General features: G+C 43.0%; 18 protein-coding genes and 1 pseudogene. 8 read left to right on the top strand and 11 right to left on the bottom strand.

Translation table 11 applies throughout. The features are described from left to right. Positions 1–11 precede the first annotated feature (11 nt). A complete protein-coding gene (gene cobM / locus MAS10914_RS0126100) occupies positions 12–824 on the bottom strand; it encodes a precorrin-4 C(11)-methyltransferase (RefSeq protein ID WP_017318893.1) in 813 nt (270 codons plus the stop codon). 217 nt (positions 825–1,041) lie between these two features. Further along, on the bottom strand, positions 1,042–1,893 hold the full coding sequence (gene lgt, locus MAS10914_RS0126095) for a prolipoprotein diacylglyceryl transferase (protein ID WP_017318892.1): 852 nt from the start codon (positions 1,891–1,893) through the stop codon (positions 1,042–1,044). 466 nt (positions 1,894–2,359) lie between these two features. On the opposite strand from lgt, the gene coaD reads away from it, so the two are divergent. Both coaD and MAS10914_RS0126085 read left to right on the top strand, forming a co-directional pair. Then, the gene (gene coaD, locus MAS10914_RS0126090; RefSeq protein ID WP_026082826.1) at positions 2,360–2,929 is read left to right on the top strand and encodes a pantetheine-phosphate adenylyltransferase; all 570 of its coding nucleotides are present in this window, start codon (positions 2,360–2,362) and stop codon (positions 2,927–2,929) included. Then, on the top strand, positions 2,821–3,516 hold the full coding sequence (locus MAS10914_RS0126085; RefSeq protein ID WP_198015005.1) for a DivIVA domain-containing protein: 696 nt from the start codon (positions 2,821–2,823) through the stop codon (positions 3,514–3,516). Before coaD ends, MAS10914_RS0126085 begins: the two co-directional genes overlap by 109 nt. Before the next feature lie 475 nt (positions 3,517–3,991). On the opposite strand, the gene MAS10914_RS0126075 is transcribed toward MAS10914_RS0126085, so the two are convergent. Next, positions 3,992–4,795 (bottom strand): COP23 domain-containing protein, encoded by an 804-nt coding sequence (locus MAS10914_RS0126075; RefSeq protein WP_017318888.1) that lies wholly within the window; start codon positions 4,793–4,795, stop codon positions 3,992–3,994. Between the two features lie 70 nt (positions 4,796–4,865). Next, positions 4,866–5,687, bottom strand: a pseudogene (locus MAS10914_RS31805) (M48 family metallopeptidase); the annotation flags it as partial. Between the two features lie 168 nt (positions 5,688–5,855). On the opposite strand from MAS10914_RS31805, the gene MAS10914_RS31095 reads away from it, so the two are divergent. From MAS10914_RS31095 to MAS10914_RS36715, 3 genes are all read left to right on the top strand, one after another. Further along, positions 5,856–6,920, top strand: coding sequence for a CHAT domain-containing protein (locus MAS10914_RS31095; RefSeq protein WP_017318886.1), 1,065 nt, complete (start codon positions 5,856–5,858; stop codon positions 6,918–6,920). 79 nt (positions 6,921–6,999) lie between these two features. Then, on the top strand, positions 7,000–8,928 hold the full coding sequence (locus MAS10914_RS31090) for an NACHT domain-containing protein (protein ID WP_017318885.1): 1,929 nt from the start codon (positions 7,000–7,002) through the stop codon (positions 8,926–8,928). Positions 8,929–8,958: 30 nt separating this feature from the next. Next, positions 8,959–9,147 carry a zinc-ribbon domain-containing protein gene (locus MAS10914_RS36715; protein ID WP_408605899.1) on the top strand — a complete coding sequence of 63 codons (189 nt, stop codon included), beginning with the start codon at positions 8,959–8,961 and terminating at the stop codon, positions 9,145–9,147. 50 nt (positions 9,148–9,197) lie between these two features. Here MAS10914_RS36715 and MAS10914_RS31800 read toward each other — a convergent pair whose 3' ends face one another. From MAS10914_RS31800 to MAS10914_RS0126040, 4 genes are all read right to left on the bottom strand, one after another. After that, complete coding sequence (locus MAS10914_RS31800; protein ID WP_232224236.1) at positions 9,198–9,635, bottom strand: transposase; 438 nt, start codon at positions 9,633–9,635, stop codon at positions 9,198–9,200. Positions 9,636–9,738: 103 nt separating this feature from the next. Next, entirely contained in the window at positions 9,739–10,035 is a 297-nt protein-coding gene (locus tag MAS10914_RS0126050; RefSeq protein ID WP_017314682.1) for a transposase, read from the bottom strand. Positions 10,036–10,253: 218 nt separating this feature from the next. Continuing rightward, positions 10,254–11,297 carry a DUF1611 domain-containing protein gene (locus MAS10914_RS0126045; protein ID WP_017318884.1) on the bottom strand — a complete coding sequence of 348 codons (1,044 nt, stop codon included), beginning with the start codon at positions 11,295–11,297 and terminating at the stop codon, positions 10,254–10,256. Continuing rightward, positions 11,281–12,333: a dipeptide epimerase gene (locus MAS10914_RS0126040; protein WP_017318883.1), complete on the bottom strand. Its 1,053-nt coding sequence runs from the start codon at positions 12,331–12,333 to the stop codon at positions 11,281–11,283. Before MAS10914_RS0126040 ends, MAS10914_RS0126045 begins: the two co-directional genes overlap by 17 nt. A 134-nt stretch (positions 12,334–12,467) precedes the next feature. On the opposite strand from MAS10914_RS0126040, the gene MAS10914_RS0126035 reads away from it, so the two are divergent. Continuing rightward, positions 12,468–13,013, top strand: a complete 546-nt coding sequence (locus MAS10914_RS0126035) for an NUDIX hydrolase (RefSeq protein ID WP_017318882.1) — start codon at positions 12,468–12,470, stop codon at positions 13,011–13,013. Positions 13,014–13,034: 21 nt separating this feature from the next. Here the strand turns inward: MAS10914_RS0126035 and MAS10914_RS0126030 are convergent, their stop codons facing one another. Both MAS10914_RS0126030 and MAS10914_RS0126025 read right to left on the bottom strand, forming a co-directional pair. Then, positions 13,035–13,571, bottom strand: coding sequence for a transposase (locus MAS10914_RS0126030; protein ID WP_232224257.1), 537 nt, complete (start codon positions 13,569–13,571; stop codon positions 13,035–13,037). A gap of 5 nt (positions 13,572–13,576) precedes the next feature. Continuing rightward, on the bottom strand, positions 13,577–13,873 hold the full coding sequence (locus MAS10914_RS0126025; protein WP_017318881.1) for a transposase: 297 nt from the start codon (positions 13,871–13,873) through the stop codon (positions 13,577–13,579). 208 nt (positions 13,874–14,081) lie between these two features. On the opposite strand from MAS10914_RS0126025, the gene MAS10914_RS35950 reads away from it, so the two are divergent. After that, positions 14,082–14,252 (top strand): hypothetical protein, encoded by a 171-nt coding sequence (locus MAS10914_RS35950; RefSeq protein WP_232224235.1) that lies wholly within the window; start codon positions 14,082–14,084, stop codon positions 14,250–14,252. Here the strand turns inward: MAS10914_RS35950 and MAS10914_RS0126020 are convergent. Next, positions 14,249–15,172, bottom strand: a complete 924-nt coding sequence (locus MAS10914_RS0126020; RefSeq protein ID WP_017318880.1) for a nucleoside hydrolase — start codon at positions 15,170–15,172, stop codon at positions 14,249–14,251. The two genes, MAS10914_RS35950 and MAS10914_RS0126020, sit on opposite strands and share 4 nt — an antisense overlap. 13 nt (positions 15,173–15,185) lie before the next feature. Here MAS10914_RS0126020 and MAS10914_RS0126015 point away from each other — a divergent pair, with 13 nt between their 5' ends. Next, positions 15,186–15,617: a nucleoside deaminase gene (locus tag MAS10914_RS0126015; RefSeq protein WP_017318879.1), complete on the top strand. Its 432-nt coding sequence runs from the start codon at positions 15,186–15,188 to the stop codon at positions 15,615–15,617. Positions 15,618–15,625 lie beyond the last annotated feature (8 nt).

Raw genomic sequence — 15,625 nt, 5'->3', positions numbered from 1 at the left:
CCCACTCCTCATCACTGATCATGAGATGAGCGAAACAGATGAGTGTGTTCGGGATGATATAAACGAGAGCGTGCTGATGCTTGCGAGAGTGCAGGGCTGATGACATAAAGTGTGGTGCGAATCAGCTTTTCTTGGTGAGTACAATCTGCCATTTGATTGAGGGGAACAACCCTGATTTTTTCATCACTCCACCCTAATCGATAGCAAATTGCCACTGGCGTTTGGGCTGAATAGTGTTCTAAGAGTTTGGCTTGGGCATCTTCAACATGACGCGCACTCAGATATAAACATAGACTAGCTTGATGGGCTGCAAGCGTTGCTAATTCTTCTGTTTGGGGAACTTCTGTGCGTCCGCTGATGCGCGTCAGTATGATTGTTTGGACTAAACCGGGAACAGTGAGTTCTACTTTGAGTTTGGCGGCTGCGGCTTGAAAAGCGCTGATACCTGGTATGACTTCAAAGGGAATTTCTGCCTCTGCCAAAACGTGCATTTGCTCGTGGATAGCACTGTAAAGACTAGGGTCGCCAGAATGGAGACGCACAACAGATTTGTGCGATCGCACTCGTTCTATCATGACTGGTAAAATCTCTTCTAAAGTCTTGTTCGCAGTGGGAATAATCTCCGCATCTTCGCGGCAAAACTGTAAAATCTGTTGGGGTACTAAGGAATCAGCAAATAAAATCACATCGGCACGTTGGAGCAGTTTTTGCGCCTTGAGTGTCAACAAATCGGGATCTCCAGGTCCTGCACCCACGATATACACAGCAGGTTCTAAAGCTTTATAAGTTATTTTTGTACTCATTAGCTTAGTAAATTCACGCATACGCGAACACACATCAATTCCTCAAAAAATTTTTTTGGCATTTTCTTCAGTATCTTTCCGGATACAACCCCTCCTTCTAGAAAAATGTAGTGGTAGATGCACCCTGGTTAAGCCCTAGACAAAGCTCTGGGGCATTTTTTATTTTTGAGTCAAGGGTCAACAGTTAAGATTTCCCCTTGTTCCCCCACTCCCCCCACCTCCCCATTGCCCCATGTACCTAGGGTGTGGAAGTGACATCCGGTAAAGGGCGTTTAGCTTTGTAAAGCCAAGCTAACCCAGCTAAACCGAAGACTATTCCCAGTAAGCTCACAACTTGTGCTATCCGTAGCGGTCCAAGCATCAAACTATCCGTCCGAAAACCTTCTATCCATAGGCGTCCTAAGCTGTAAGCTGCCAAATAAACTAGAGACAGCGTACCTGTTTTCAAAGCTGGTTTACCCGACAAACTCCTAAAAAATAAAGTGATCAGCAAGGCGAATACCATGAAATCCCACAGAGATTCATAAAGAAAAGTGGGATGGAAGTACTCAAAATTAGCCAATTCTGGGGGACGGTGTTGCGGTGGAATATACAGCTTCCAAGGTAAATTCGTGGGACTACCAAAAGCCTCGGAATTGAAGAAATTGCCCCAACGTCCAATTGCTTGCCCTAAAATCAGCGAAGGAGCGACTACGTCAGCCAATTGCCAGAAAGAAACTTGCTTAGTTTTGGCAAATATTAATGCTGCAACAACGCCACCAATAATCGCTCCATGAATCGCAATGCCTCCTTGCCAAATAGCAATAATGCGCTCTGGGTGCTGGGCATATTCTGACCATTGAAACAAAACGTAATATAAGCGTGCTGCTGGAATTGCCGCAATGACCAACCAAATTGACAAATCGCTAATCAACTCTGGATTAACGTTACGGCGCTTTGCCAAGAACTGGGAAAGCGTAACACCAATCAATACTGCTGAAGCAATTAAAAAACCATACCAACGGATAGTTAATGGTCCTATTTTCACCAGAATCGGTCCTGGAGAAGTAAATTGAAATGCCAAGGGCAAGGTGGAAAGATCCAGTGCCATGCAAAAGTACCTAGAAGACTATAAAAAGCTAATGTACATTTGACCAAGAAGGGGTGTAGGGGTGTAGGGGAGCCAGTGCCGTGGGCGGGTTCCCCGACTTGAGGCATCTGGCGTTGTAGGGGTATAAGGTTCGTAGTCAGGACTTTAGTCCTAGATTCTTTGAGCGCTTAAGCGCTCACTACGAAGCCTTCAAAATAAATGTGATAGACCACTACTGTTGACTCCCTCAAAAACTGTTGCAACCACAGCATTGATTTTAAGTCCCCTTTGGTTAAGAAGGGAGCATAGGCAGTGTATTTATCAATAAGTTTATTTTCAGGGCAGATAAATAAGAGTATGACACCAGATGCACCAGAGCTTCACAAAGACAAATATCCTAAAATTTTGAAATGAAAACTTGTACTTTGCCACGAATAACCAGTGGTTAGATATAATCACCTAAGCAACTTTGATGCATTTCGTGATTGTGATTGCCATTTATCCAGGAAGCTTCGATCCTATCACCTTAGGACACCTTGACATCATCCAACGCGGCAGTCGGTTGTTTGCCCAAGTGATTGTCGCCGTCCTGAGAAATCCTAACAAAAATCCGCTGTTTACGGTGCAAAAACGGCTAGAACAGATTCGTCTATCGACAAAACACCTATCTAATGTAGAGGTAGACGCCTTTGACGGTTTGACCGTGAATTATGCTCAAATGCGGGAAGCGCAAGTGCTCCTGCGGGGTCTACGAGCAATTTCAGACTTTGAAGTAGAACTTCAGATGGCTCACACAAATAAAACCCTTTCTAATGAAATAGAAACAGTTTTCTTAGCAACATCAAATGAGTATAGTTTTTTAAGTAGTAGTGTGGTAAGAGAGATTGCTAAATTTGGTGGCTCTATAGATCATCTTGTTCCCCCGCACGTTGCCCTGGATATTTACCAATGCTACGCCCAAAACCATCCAGTATCGAATCAAATCAAAACGGAAGCAATCCCCGAACGCAAGAGTTTGCCGGTGGAATCTCCTACAACGGAGAAGCTACGCGAATAGCAAGCCTAGATATTCAGCAGGAACTCAACCGCTTGGAGGAGATGATTCTTGCTGGTTTCAACATTCCATTAACACGACGCACGTTAGTGGATGAAGACAAACTGCTGGATCAGCTCGATTACATAAGGCTTTCTTTACCTGAAGCTTTTCAAGAAGTAGTAGCAATCATCCAGCAAAGAGAGGAAATTCTCCTGCAAGCGGAAGAGTACGGGCAACAAATTGTTGATGCAGCGCAAGCCAAGCGATCGCAAATTTTGGATGAAAGCGATATCATCGCAGAGGCAGAACAGGAAGCCTCGGAAGTGCGGCGACAAGTGCAACAAGAATGTGAGGCTATGCTGCAAGAAACCCTCGCAGAAATTGACCGCAAGCGACGCGCCTGTCAGCAAGAAATAGAGGAAATCCGCCGTCAAGCAATTGCAGAAGCGGAAGCCATTGAACAGGGAGCCGATGACTACGCTGATGGCGTCCTAGAAAATATTGAGCAGAATCTTCAGGATATGTTGCGAGTCATCCGCAACGGACGTCAACAATTGCAACTAGACTCCTCTCAAGAGGATAATTCTCAATTTCCCAAGAAGAAATAGAAAAACTTTAGTTTTCCCATATCCTAGCTTTCTATTGCCCACAGCCCAAGTATTATAGCGGTTTGCAATTGGGTGAGGTACACAAAGAAATAATAAACCACAGATGGACACAGATGGACACAGATGTAGGCGTAAGCCGTGCCGTAGGCTATTAGTACTTCATATAAGATGAGAAGCGCTATATACAGCAGGAGTCAGAAGTCAGAAGCGGAGCCACCAGATGCTCCGCCTCCGGTCAGAAGTAAAATTGGCTCGGCGTCTGGCTTTTCGACAAAGCGCGTTGTACTCCATTTACTTGCAATATGCTGTAAGTTCTTACAGAGGCTGCAGTTTTGAACTGACCTTTAACCTCTTGGCGCGCAACTCATTTTTTGACAATAGACCTCTTGCATCTGTTTGATTCCATCTGTGTCCATCTGTGTCCATCTGTGGTTCATTATTCTTTTTTTGGAATGAATGCAAGAAGTCTAATCAATCAGCGGAATTTTCTGGGATTTAGGCGATAGCCTGTTTGAGGTTGAGACTTCTGACCACCAAGCGATACACCATTGCGGAGTTTTGCTCCGGTACCGCCATCGGCTCGATCCAGGAAAGGTTTGAGATTGATGGGGTCTTTAGAAGAAGCAGAGGGTTTTTTGCCCCCGCCGAAAATTGTTCGACCCAAGTTGGACAGCTCGTCATTACCACTGGTATAAGTGTTGACGCCAAAAGTTTGCTGTCCGCTATCAGCAGATGCGAGGTTTTGGAAAACGCTATTACGGACAACATAAGGGTCTTTTTCGGGAGGTACTGTCAGTACAATTCGACAGTAAGGAACAGCTTCAGTGGTTACACACAGAATATTCTGTCTGTTCTCTACCGCTGTCTTCAGATCAACCAAACCATCTGGGCGATACGTTTCTAAGCGTTGGGCAATGGTTTCACAACGCTTTTGTGTATCCCAGCCGCCTCCCAAAGTTCTAGGAGTTGCCCAAGCATAGTATTGACCGGGTTGACTTTCTGGCTGGTACATCACAGTGTACTGACCGTTGTAAGACTGACAGAAAAACCGATTACCGCTATCAATAGCTGTTGAGGAATTTGTTGTCGTTGTGCTTGTGGAGGAACCTGTTCCTGTTGTCGTTGTTGTAGTTGATGTTGTACCACTACTACCTGCTGGAGTTGTTGGTACGACAACATCACCCGATCCACCCACTTGCGCGAATGCTGTGGAATTACCCAGGAACAAGGATAAACCAAGACCACTCAAAAACAGAAACTTCAGAGGTTGAGATAGCATAGACACTTTTAACACGAGATCAAAGTTGGGAGTTGATAATTCCAATGACGAATAATCTTGTGATTTTGATTCATCGTCGGCGTCCCTTTTTATCTTTTCTTTCCTTTTCCTCTTTGAGGATCTGTTTTGCCTTTGCTTTAATTTCTGCGTGACGCGCGACTCCTTCATAAGCGTAGCGGTTGTAGTTGTTGCGCGAAATCAACTCTTCTAGAGAGCGAACTCGCTCATCGCCGCCTGGGTGAGAAGATAACCAACTGGGAGGGTTGAATTTCTGTTGTTTGTCCAGTGTCACCATTAAGTTACGCAAGCCATCAGCAGCGTATCCTGTTGCAGTAATCAAGCGTGTCCCAAGAGTATCTGCTTGACGTTCCATATCGCGGCTATAGCTGAGTGCAAACAATTGACCGATAGTACCACCATAGGGAATATACTGGGTGACGTTGGCAATGAGGTTTCCCTGTGTGACGAGTTGAAAACCGTGGGAAAGGACGACGTGGGATAATTCATGACCGATTAACCCAGCTAGTTCTGCTTCTGAGTTGGTTTTGGCAATTGCACCTGCGTTAAGAAAGATTTTGCCTCCAGGGAGTGCAAAGGCGTTGAGGTCTTCTTGCGGCATGACAAAAAACTCATATTTAAACTCATTACGTCCTGCCACTTTCGCAAGTTTCTGTCCAATTTCATCGACGTATTTTACAACAGCTTCATCTTTGACTAAATTCATTTGCTTTTTCGCCTGCTTTGCTACCGACTCACCTATGGCTTCTTCTCCCCGTAGCATCATAATCGTGGAGTCTAGGGCAGAAAACGGACCGAAAAGACTACCAGTCACTGCGTAACCTAAGACACCAGTGACGATGTTGGCGATCGCATTGCCTCTAATTTTTCTTCGTGCATCTATAAGAAGATAAATGCTTCAAGCTAAACCTGCATACTATATTAAGTACAAGCTCATTTGTGTGACACAAACTTATTTGAACAGCTTGAAGTATACAAAAGTTCAATAGTCTAGATATTTCAAATGTAAATTTTCTTGTAGATTTTGTATTCATGAAAAAAGATGAAAAAAGTTCTAATTTTATCAGCCAACCCTAGAAACACAGATTGGCTACGTTTAGATGAGGAAATTCGGGAAATAAAGACAGCTTTGAAACGTTCCAAATATCGAGATAATTTTGAAGTCATTACTGAGGGTGCTGTTCGGATTGATGATTTGCGTCGTGCTTTGTTAGATTACGAACCACAAATTGTACATTTTTCTGGGCATGGAATCAGAACTAACAGTTCAGTATTAGAAGATAACTCCAGACTAGTGCAACAACAGCGAAATATTGTCCCTAAGCCTGAGGTCTCAGGAGGCATAGCTTTAGAGAATAACTCTGGGCAAATGCAATTAGTAAGTACAAAATCACTAACAGACCTATTTAAGAGTTTTAAAAACAAAATTGAATGTGTGCTACTCAACGCCTGCTATTCAGAAGTTCAGGCTGAAGAAATTCATAAGCATATTTATTGCGTTATTGGTATGGAGAGTAGTATAGGGGATGATGCAGCAATTAAATTTAGCCAAGGATTTTATGATGTGATTGGTGCTGGGAGAAACTATGAGGATGCTTTTCAACTCGGCTGTAACAATATTGATCTAAATGGCATTCCACAGTCTTTCATTCCAAAAATCAAAATTAACAAAATTTTAGAAAATTTACCTTCTAGCAATCAAATAATTTTAAAAAATCAGGAACTAAAATCTGATATGACTGAGAAACGCAGTATCAACATAGGAAGCGGTAACTACAACGAGCGCATTCAAGGCAATTATGTACAAGGTAATTATTATGCTGATGGTGGTGGGCAAAAACAAAGCCTTGAGGTAGATGCTGCTGCTGAAATTCAGAAGTTACTCGAACAGTTAGACAAGTCTTATTCCACTGATACCACCTTGGGTAAAATGCAAGTAGCTGCCGAAACTATTAAGAGTATTGAAAATAATCCCTCTTTAGCAGAGAGGATACTTAGTGCATTGGAAGCAGGTGGTGTTCAGGCTTTTGAGCAATTACTCAATCATCCAGCAGCTAGCTTTGTCATTGGTGCTTTAGAAGATTGGCAAAAAACTAAGGGGAATTAAAGCTTAATATCTTCTATTTTTGTGTAAATTGTAGTCGTCTGTTTTCTTTGTTATTTAATAACTTTACTGGTGTAAGAGTATGACAAACAATAAAGAGTCTGCAAACCGCAATATTAACATAAGAACCGGCAATTATAATGAGTCAATTGAGGGTGATTATATCCAAGGTGACTTAATTCATGGAAGCGTCATTTATGTAAATAAAAGTCTTTTTCAGATATCTGATTTCTTAGGTCGGCGGGCATCTGATGTAGCAAAACCCTCTACTCAGGAGGAGTACAGACAACGTAAGGTTTTGCTCAATAAAGTTAAAAACTATTGGATTGAAGGTGTTTTAGAAAAGTCATTGCATACCAGAGTGATGATTGAACTGGGTTTGGAAGAGCGATTAGACGCAGTAGAACATCTTGGTATTGAGGAGTTGCCTGATAAATCTGGACAAGCACTACCCACGGGAGTTGGGGTAACAGATGTCTTCAATCGGATGGGAGAGGGACGAACTCTTCTGATATTAGGAGAGCCAGGAGCGGGTAAAACCACAACCCTCCTCACACTGACAAAGCATTTGATAACTCGTACTGAAGAGGACTTAAGCCGACCGATTCCAGTCGTATTTAATTTATCCTCTTGGGCAACTAAGCGGGAAAATATTGCTGATTGGCTTGTTCAAGAATTGAATAGGCAATATAAAGTTTCCAAATCGCTAGGTAAAACTTGGATTAAAGAGCAACAACTGCTACTGACGCTGGATGGTCTGGATGAGGTGAAGTCTGAGTATCGGGAAGCCTGTGTTCAAGCGTTAAATCAATTCATGCAAAAGCATGGACAAACCGAGATTATCGTGTGTAGCCGCATCCAAGATTATAAAGCTCTTTCTACTCGTCTGCAACTACAAGGTGCTATCTGCGTCCAATCTTTAACCGATGAGCAGATTAACCAATATCTAAACAGTGCTGGCAATCAATTAGAAGCCTTGAGAACACTACTTGAAAAAGATACTGCACTGCAAGAGTTAGCCAAATCTCCCCTGACTCTCAGCGTTATGACCCTGGCATATAAGGGCAAATTAGTTGAAGACTTACCCCAAATAGACTCGATAGAAGAACACCGTCGGCATCTGTTTAATACTTATATTGAAACGATGTTTAGCCGCAAGGAAGCTAAACAGAAATACCCGAAAGAACAAACAATGCGCTGGCTAATTTGGCTAGCAAAGCGTTTGTCTCAAACCTCTCAGACGATGTTTTTAATTGAAGGATTGCAGCCTACTTGGTTCCAGACTAAGACTCAAAAAATACTTTATAGGATTGGAAGTTTTCTGATTGGAGGGCTATTTGGGGGACTGATTGGTGCGTTAATCGGATTTATAGATCAAAGTAAGTTTGTTCAACTTAGTTTGCAAATTGGTCTACCTATTGGCGGGCTGAGTTTATTATGGCAGATGACAGAAATCAAAACAGTTGAAACCCTGAAATTGTGGTCTTGGCAAGAAGCAAAGAAGCTTCTGATCAATGGGCTAGTTGTTACACTGCCTCTGGGGCTGATTGTGGGGCTGCTTAATGGAAAGGATTTAGGATTGAAGGTGTTTTTGGGGGTGATTTATTGGCTAATTGCTGAACTGATTTTGGGGCTGCTTGGTGGGCTGAGAGGTCCAGAAATAGAGAGAAAAACAAGTCCCAATCAGGGCATTTCAAACTCAGGCAGGAATGCTCTGATTATTGGAGGAATTGGCGGATTAATTGGCATATTAATCGGCTTATTAAGCGGTAAACCAAATTGGGTACTTTTGGGGCTAGACTTTGGGCTAATTTTTGGGCTAATTTTTGGGGGTGGTAAAGCCTGCATCCAACACTTTACTTTACGCTTTATTCTTTATAGTAAAGGTTATATCCCCAAGAACTATGCCCACTTTCTTGACTATGGCACTGAACGCATCTTTTTGCAAACGGTTGGGGGTGGCTACATTTTTGTTCATCGAATGCTGCTCGAACATTTTGCTCAGATGTAGCCAGTACTTGTTCAAGTAACTCCAGTATTAATTCCTCAGTCTTTTGACAGCAATAATCCACCAACTGAACCAAATTTAACTAACGTTGGCAATAGCGCTTCTCAGCCTCAAACTCCAGTTCAAAATCATATTGTATGTACCAATTGTAGCCACAATAATCCGGATAATTCCAAATTCTGGTCCAAGTGTGGAACACCATTGGTTATACCACTTATCTGACAGTATCGGACAGATACCAATCTTTATAGAACCCATTTGAGATCTTTTTGCTAGCTAGCAGCTAATCGTTTGAGCATCAATCGGATAAAACAAAGTTTGAGCTTGGCATTGGCACGAGCGAGTGTGCGGTCAAAGTTTTTGACTAAACTTTTACATCGCTCTACCCAAGCATTGGATCTCTCTATCACCCATCTAGCAGCCACCGGAACAAATCCGGATTGTCCTTTGGCTTGCTTTTCAGCTTTTGATGGCTTGGCAGAGAGTTCAAATTGGATTTTGGTCATGATCTGGGGATAAATTTGCTCTAAGGCCGGGATAATTTTTTCAGGATGATAGCCATGATCTACCAAGATAGTTGTTTTGGGCAATTCCAGTGGTTTAGATTGGAAATAATCGATATTTTGTGAGAGCATTTCAATCAACCCCTGGTCATCAGATACGTTGGCGGTGGTGCAGTGAGTGAAGAAAGGGAAACCCAATATATCCACTGCTAGATGTCTTTTAATCCCGTTGGTTGCTTTTAAAAACAAAACCCTTTCGACTCAACACTGGCATTACAAGTATTTTTGACCGCTTGTGAATCAATCAGGATCAGGGTTGTCCAGTGTGGTTTTTTTTTACTTGTTCACGCACTCCCTGATGTAAATTAGCCATAATTGAGTCCAGGATGCCATCTTCACACCACTGCTTGTAATGCCAGAACACAGTAGAATAGGGCGGCAAATCTCTGGGTAAGTCTGCCCAGTTGCAACCATTCTTAAGTTGATAAAATATCCCGTTCAATATTTGCCTCTTTGTCCACACAGGAGGTCTTGTTTTCTTCTTGGTCGGCAATAACGGCTCGATAATTTCCCATTCCAAGTCTGTCACGTCGCTTGAATATCCCATTTTTCGCCCTGACCTGATTCTATTCCACTGTTTGTGCCGATTTTACTTCTTCACCTCAAAGATCTCAAATGGGTTCTATATATCAGACATTAGTCTGAACTCATTAAATATTAGCGCAGAAGACTGAAACATAAATACCTAAAATGATAATTACACCCTTACATCCCTCCTTGTATGTTGTTCTAAATGCAAGGACGGGTTTTACCCGCCCTTAGTACTTACCCTTGCATCACCGCATCCAACAACTTACCCGCGCCAAAACGCACTGAATCTGTACATGGTAGACCAGTTTCTGCTTCAGCCTGGGTGATCGCATCCAATGCCTCTGATTCCTCTAAGTGTTTAGTGTTAAGAGCGATACCCACTACAGGGACAGGTGCAAAAGCGCCACCTGCATGGGCTACAGTTTCATAAAGCTTTACCACCTCCCCTAAAGGTGGAATTGGCACATCACTATTATGCACCTCAGTTTGTCCAGCACGATGTACCAATATCAATTGTGTTGGTTGAGAACCGCGTATTAAGGGCAACGTTGCGGTGGAACCGGGGTGCAGGAGCGAACCTTGTCCTTCAATGTGCAAGATGTCATAGTTTTTACCATATCGCAGCACCATTTGTTCCACAGCACCAGCGGCATAGTCCACCCGTACGGCATCCAATGGCACACCGTCTCCTTCTAATATCAAACCAGTTTGACCTGTGGCAAGGAACTTAGAACGCCAGCCCCTCAGGCGTGATACCGAATGTAACTCTAGGCTTGTTGACATTTTGCCGACTGACATATCAGTACCCACAGTCAAAACCCGCCGACATGGAAGATGACGTGCTAAACCGCTTGCAACACCTAAGTTGGGTGGTTCTTTGCGTACATCCCAAATGAGTTGCCCTGGTTTAAGCAATGCCTTTAACTCTGGCATAGTTGCCAATGGTGTGTGCAAACCGTTCACCACCGACATCCCAGCTGATACAGCGTCCTTAAGTTCATGCCAATAATCATCTGGCAAAGCGCCACCTTTAGGAGCAATGCCAATGACCAAAACCTGAGGCTTGTATTCTAGGGCGGCTGCAACCGATGCAACTATCGGCACATCACGCTTGATACCTGTTAATTCTGGCAAAGATTTGCCTGCACATTCGCGGTCAATCGCGGCTACAATTGAGGCTTCACTATAGCGTAAAAGTGACAGCCCTGTTTTACCTAATGGTCCAGTGATTCCCTCATGGAGTAGGATAGCTACCCGTTGATTAAGCGCTAGACGCACTACGTTGTACCCCCAATCCTGGTAAATCGTTTGGCAAAATTCTCCCCTCCTGCACGTATGCACCTGTAAAAGGGTCATCTATTAAATTCAAGTGACTATCCAAGTCGAGATAGTCAGCCAGTGGGGCAAGCTGTGCCGCTGCTGTATTAGCTAGCGTACTGTCAGAATAGCAACCAAACATCACTTGCAACCCATGTGCCCGTGCTGTATGGACTATCCGCATTGCTTCGGTTAAGCCCCCAGATTTCATCAGTTTAATATTAATTCCATCCACACAGCTCACCAATTTAGGAATATCGGAGCTAGTGAAGCAACTTTCATCAACAAAAATAGGTAGAGAAATTCGCTTCTTCAGCTCTGCTAAATCTTCTTCCTGCCCTCTTGGCAGTGGCTGTTCTACATACTTTACACCTATATCGGCAAGCCAATTGCACATTTGGAGTGCATCTTCCAAACTCCAACCCCCGTTTGCATCAACGGACAACTCTAGCGCTGGTGCTTCTTCTCGCACTGCCATTAACATTTTCCGGTCTGCAGCAATGCCGTCTGGAGTACCTAACTTGACCTTAAAAACACGGACATCAGTCAATTCCAACCAATTTCGTACCCTTGCTCTTGCCCCTTCTGGCGAATTAATACCAATTGTCATTGAGGTCGGTACTATGGTGTTGCGATCCAACCCCCACATTTGCCACAGCGGTAGCCCCACACGCTTTCCCAACCAATCATACATTGCCATATCTAGCGCCGCTTTTGCAGACGAGGGCACTAACGCTTTTGTTAACACTTGCTCGATTTCCTGCCGTTGCAACGGATTGAATTCTTGCAAAGAAGATGCGGTTTGCAGCAACGCATCTTGTATAACCTGTGTTGATTGCGGATAAGTACCCACATTAAAGGGCGATGCTTCCCCCCAGCCTTCAATACCATCATGCAAAATCCTCACCCATACATTCGTCGTCTGTGCCCTTGTGCCGCGACTAATGGTCAAAGGAAAACGCTTGTTAAGAGTAAAACTTTCTACCTTTATATGCATGATTATACTTAATTTTCCAATAGATTGCAGACCCCAAACCCGAAGTTTAGTTCAGCGTTCTATCTTTAGAGTGTCTGTGTTATACTTTTTAACAAGCTTAGATTTTTTCTCTTACCTTTGGTATCCATTTTTTCATGACAGACTTACAAAAATGGAAGCTTTTGCAGTCAAAAATGGTTTTAGCTCATGACTGGTGCAAAGTCAGGCAAGATGAAATAGAATTACCAAATGGCAGAATTATAGATGATTATTTTGTAAATATTAAGCCAGAAATTGCTCTGATTTTACCTATTACTAGTAGTAAAGAGATTATTTTCGTTCGTCAATATAGGCATGCAGTAGGTGAATTTTTTATAGAACTCCCTGCAGGGAGTTTTGACGCAACAAAAGAAAGCGCCGAAGCAGCAGCAGCTAGAGAACTACAAGAAGAAACAGGTTATATTGCTCAAGAACTGACAAAGATAGCAACACTTTACGATAAGCCAAGTAAAGATACAAATAAAATACATTTATTCTTAGCAGAAAATGTGATAAAGTCTGGAGAACAAAAACTAGACATAACAGAAGAAATTGAGGTTCTCCTTATTCCTGTGGAATCAGTCAGGGAAAAAATCCTTCAAGGTGAAATTTGTGTAGCAGGAACCGTTGCGGCTATTTGCTTGGGGCTGAATTTTCTATAGAACCCATTTGAGATCTTTTTGCTAGCTAGCAGCTAATCGTTTGAGCATCAATCGGATAAAACAAAGTTTGAGCTTGGCATTGGCACGAGCGAGTGTGCGGTCAAAGTTTTTGACTAAACTTTTACATCGCTCTACCCAAGCATTGGATCTCTCTATCACCCATCTAGCAGCCACCGGAACAAATCCGGATTGTCCTTTGGCTTGCTTTTCAGCTTTTGATGGCTTGGCAGAGAGTTCAAATTGGATTTTGGTCATGATCTGGGGATAAATTTGCTCTAAGGCCGGGATAATTTTTTCAGGATGATAGCCATGATCTACCAAGATAGTTGTTTTGGGCAATTCCAGTGGTTTAGATTGGAAATAATCGATATTTTGTGAGAGCATTTCAATCAACCCCTGGTCATCAGATACGTTGGCGGTGGTGCAGTGAGTGAAGAAAGGGAAACCCAATATATCCACTGCTAGATGTCTTTTAATCCCGTTGGTTGCTTTGTAAAAACAAAACCCTTTCGACTCAACACTGGCATTACAAGTATTTTTGACCGCTTGTGAATCAATCAGGATCAGGGTTGTCCAGTGTGGTTTTTTTTTACTTGTTCACGCACTCCCTGATGTAAATTAGCCATAATTGAGTCCAGGATGCCATCTTCACACCACTGCTTGTAATGCCAGAACACAGTAGAATAGGGCGGCAAATCTCTGGGTAAGTCTGCCCAGTTGCAACCATTCTTAAGTTGATAAAATATCCCGTTCAATATTTGCCTCTTTGTCCACACAGGAGGTCTTGTTTTCTTCTTGGTCGGCAATAACGGCTCCATAATTTCCCATTCCAAGTCTGTCACGTCGCTTGAATATCCCATTTTTCGCCCTGACCTGATTCTATTCCACTGTTTGTGCCGATTTTACTTCTTCACCTCAAAGATCTCAAATGGGTTCTATAGTAGTTCTCAGTTGGGTGCAAGATACTACCAATTAATATGTAAATGACTCAATAATGTCTTTACGAGTTAAAACAGATACATAGTATTGAGCAAGAACAGTTTATCTACGAAACAATTGCAACCGCAGATGGACGCAGATGTAACAGCCTATTATCTGCGTCCATCCGCACGGCAGTTGCTAACTCCTACGGAGACGCTACGCGTAAGTGCTGCGGGAGGGTTTCCCTCCCGCAGCACTGATTCACCAACGCACTGCCTCGTTTATCTGCGGTTAATACATCCAAAATCCAAAATTTAGCGTGCCCATTGCTGCAAAATATAAGCGTAGAAAGCCTCTTTATCTACCTGATCCATCGCATAAATCTTACGTCCTCCTGGCACTATTTTGGTACGTCCTTGACTAAGACCAGTGGTGATAATTTCGGTTTCCCACTCATGCAATTGATAGAATTCTGGATGAGCAAGATAAGCTGTTGCTAGAACATCCCAGAAATAATAATCTTGAGGGATAACTAGGGCATAACATTGCCCCGCTAAATCAGAGATTGGATAGTCGCGTTGTTTTCCCATTTTGTACACAATTTCTGATGTCACAGGTACATTGTTGGTCAAATCTAAAGGACACATGATAATTTCAATCTGGGTTTGCCACACCCGCGCAACTGAAATAGGGTCCCAATACACATTCCATTCTGCGGAACCGTCTTGTCCTGGTTCCCAATTTTTTTCTACATTACCACCAACATTCAACGCACCTCCCATCCAAACAATCTTTTGAATTTTCGCTTCAATGTCTGGTGCTTTTTCGAGTGCGGTTGCTACCGTGGTTAACGGACCAGTGACCATCAGTGTTACAGGTTCTTCTGCTTCACGTAATACCCGGATCATGAAATCTTGACCAGGTTCTGCAACTAAAGGTGTGCGAATTGTTTCGTTTTGATTAAGAATGGGAAGATGGTCAACAACAAATGAATCGCGACGATAGAGGCGAGGAAAAGGGTTGATACCGCGTACACTACTTTCAGCAACGGGGATATGAGAACACCCCATTAAATCTAGAATTTTACGTGTAGCGCTTACAGCTGGTTCAGCATAGCAATCAGCTGGCGTGACGACAACACCTAGTGGCTGTATGTGATCCATCGTCATTAGCAGCATAGTTGCTAGATAATCATCTACACCGCCATCGTGATCCATTAAGACAAGTTGTTTAGACATGGAGATTTGATAAATGGATGAGTTCATGCAAGCTGCGATCGCACAAGCAAAAAAAGGCAGACAAGAAGGTGGAATTCCAATTGGTTCTGTTCTCGTCAAGGATGGCAAGATTATCGGCAAAGGACACAACAAGCGTGTGCAAGACGGAGATCCAGTCACCCATGCCGAAATCGATTGCCTTCGTAATGCTGGTAGAATCGGCAGCTACAGAGGTACAACACTCTATTCAACCTTAATGCCGTGTTATCTGTGTGCTGGGGCAGTCGTACAATTTGGGATTAAACAAGTTATCGCAGGAGAATCAAAAACTTTTCCTGGTGCCAAAGAATTTATGGTATCCCACGGAGTGGACGTTGTTGACCTCAACCTCGATGAATGCGAACAGATGATGAGTGAGTTTATTGAAGAAAATCCCCAACTGTGGAACGAAGATATTGGTAAATAGTTGATAGT

The sequence above is a fragment of the Mastigocladopsis repens PCC 10914 genome, assembly GCF_000315565.1.
GTDB lineage: Bacteria > Cyanobacteriota > Cyanobacteriia > Cyanobacteriales > Nostocaceae > Mastigocladopsis > Mastigocladopsis repens.
This window is presented reverse-complemented; position numbering and strand designations above follow the sequence as displayed.

Coding starts and splice junctions, on each gene's coding strand:
- MAS10914_RS0126075 (WP_017318888.1), bottom strand. CDS start 4,795: ATGCTATCTCAACCTCTGAAGTTTCTGTTTTTGAGTGGTCTTGGTTTA.
- MAS10914_RS0126015 (WP_017318879.1), top strand. CDS start 15,186: ATGGATGAGTTCATGCAAGCTGCGATCGCACAAGCAAAAAAAGGCAGA.
- MAS10914_RS0126050 (WP_017314682.1), bottom strand. CDS start 10,035: ATGGGATATTCAAGCGACGTGACAGACTTGGAATGGGAAATTATCGAG.
- MAS10914_RS0126020 (WP_017318880.1), bottom strand. CDS start 15,172: ATGTCTAAACAACTTGTCTTAATGGATCACGATGGCGGTGTAGATGAT.
- MAS10914_RS31090 (WP_017318885.1), top strand. CDS start 7,000: ATGACAAACAATAAAGAGTCTGCAAACCGCAATATTAACATAAGAACC.
- MAS10914_RS31095 (WP_017318886.1), top strand. CDS start 5,856: ATGAAAAAAGTTCTAATTTTATCAGCCAACCCTAGAAACACAGATTGG.
- lgt (WP_017318892.1), bottom strand. CDS start 1,893: ATGGCACTGGATCTTTCCACCTTGCCCTTGGCATTTCAATTTACTTCT.
- MAS10914_RS0126040 (WP_017318883.1), bottom strand. CDS start 12,333: ATGCATATAAAGGTAGAAAGTTTTACTCTTAACAAGCGTTTTCCTTTG.
- MAS10914_RS0126035 (WP_017318882.1), top strand. CDS start 12,468: ATGACAGACTTACAAAAATGGAAGCTTTTGCAGTCAAAAATGGTTTTA.
- MAS10914_RS0126085 (WP_198015005.1), top strand. CDS start 2,821: ATGCTACGCCCAAAACCATCCAGTATCGAATCAAATCAAAACGGAAGC.
- MAS10914_RS0126025 (WP_017318881.1), bottom strand. CDS start 13,873: ATGGGATATTCAAGCGACGTGACAGACTTGGAATGGGAAATTATGGAG.
- cobM (WP_017318893.1), bottom strand. CDS start 824: ATGCGTGAATTTACTAAGCTAATGAGTACAAAAATAACTTATAAAGCT.
- MAS10914_RS35950 (WP_232224235.1), top strand. CDS start 14,082: ATGGACGCAGATGTAACAGCCTATTATCTGCGTCCATCCGCACGGCAG.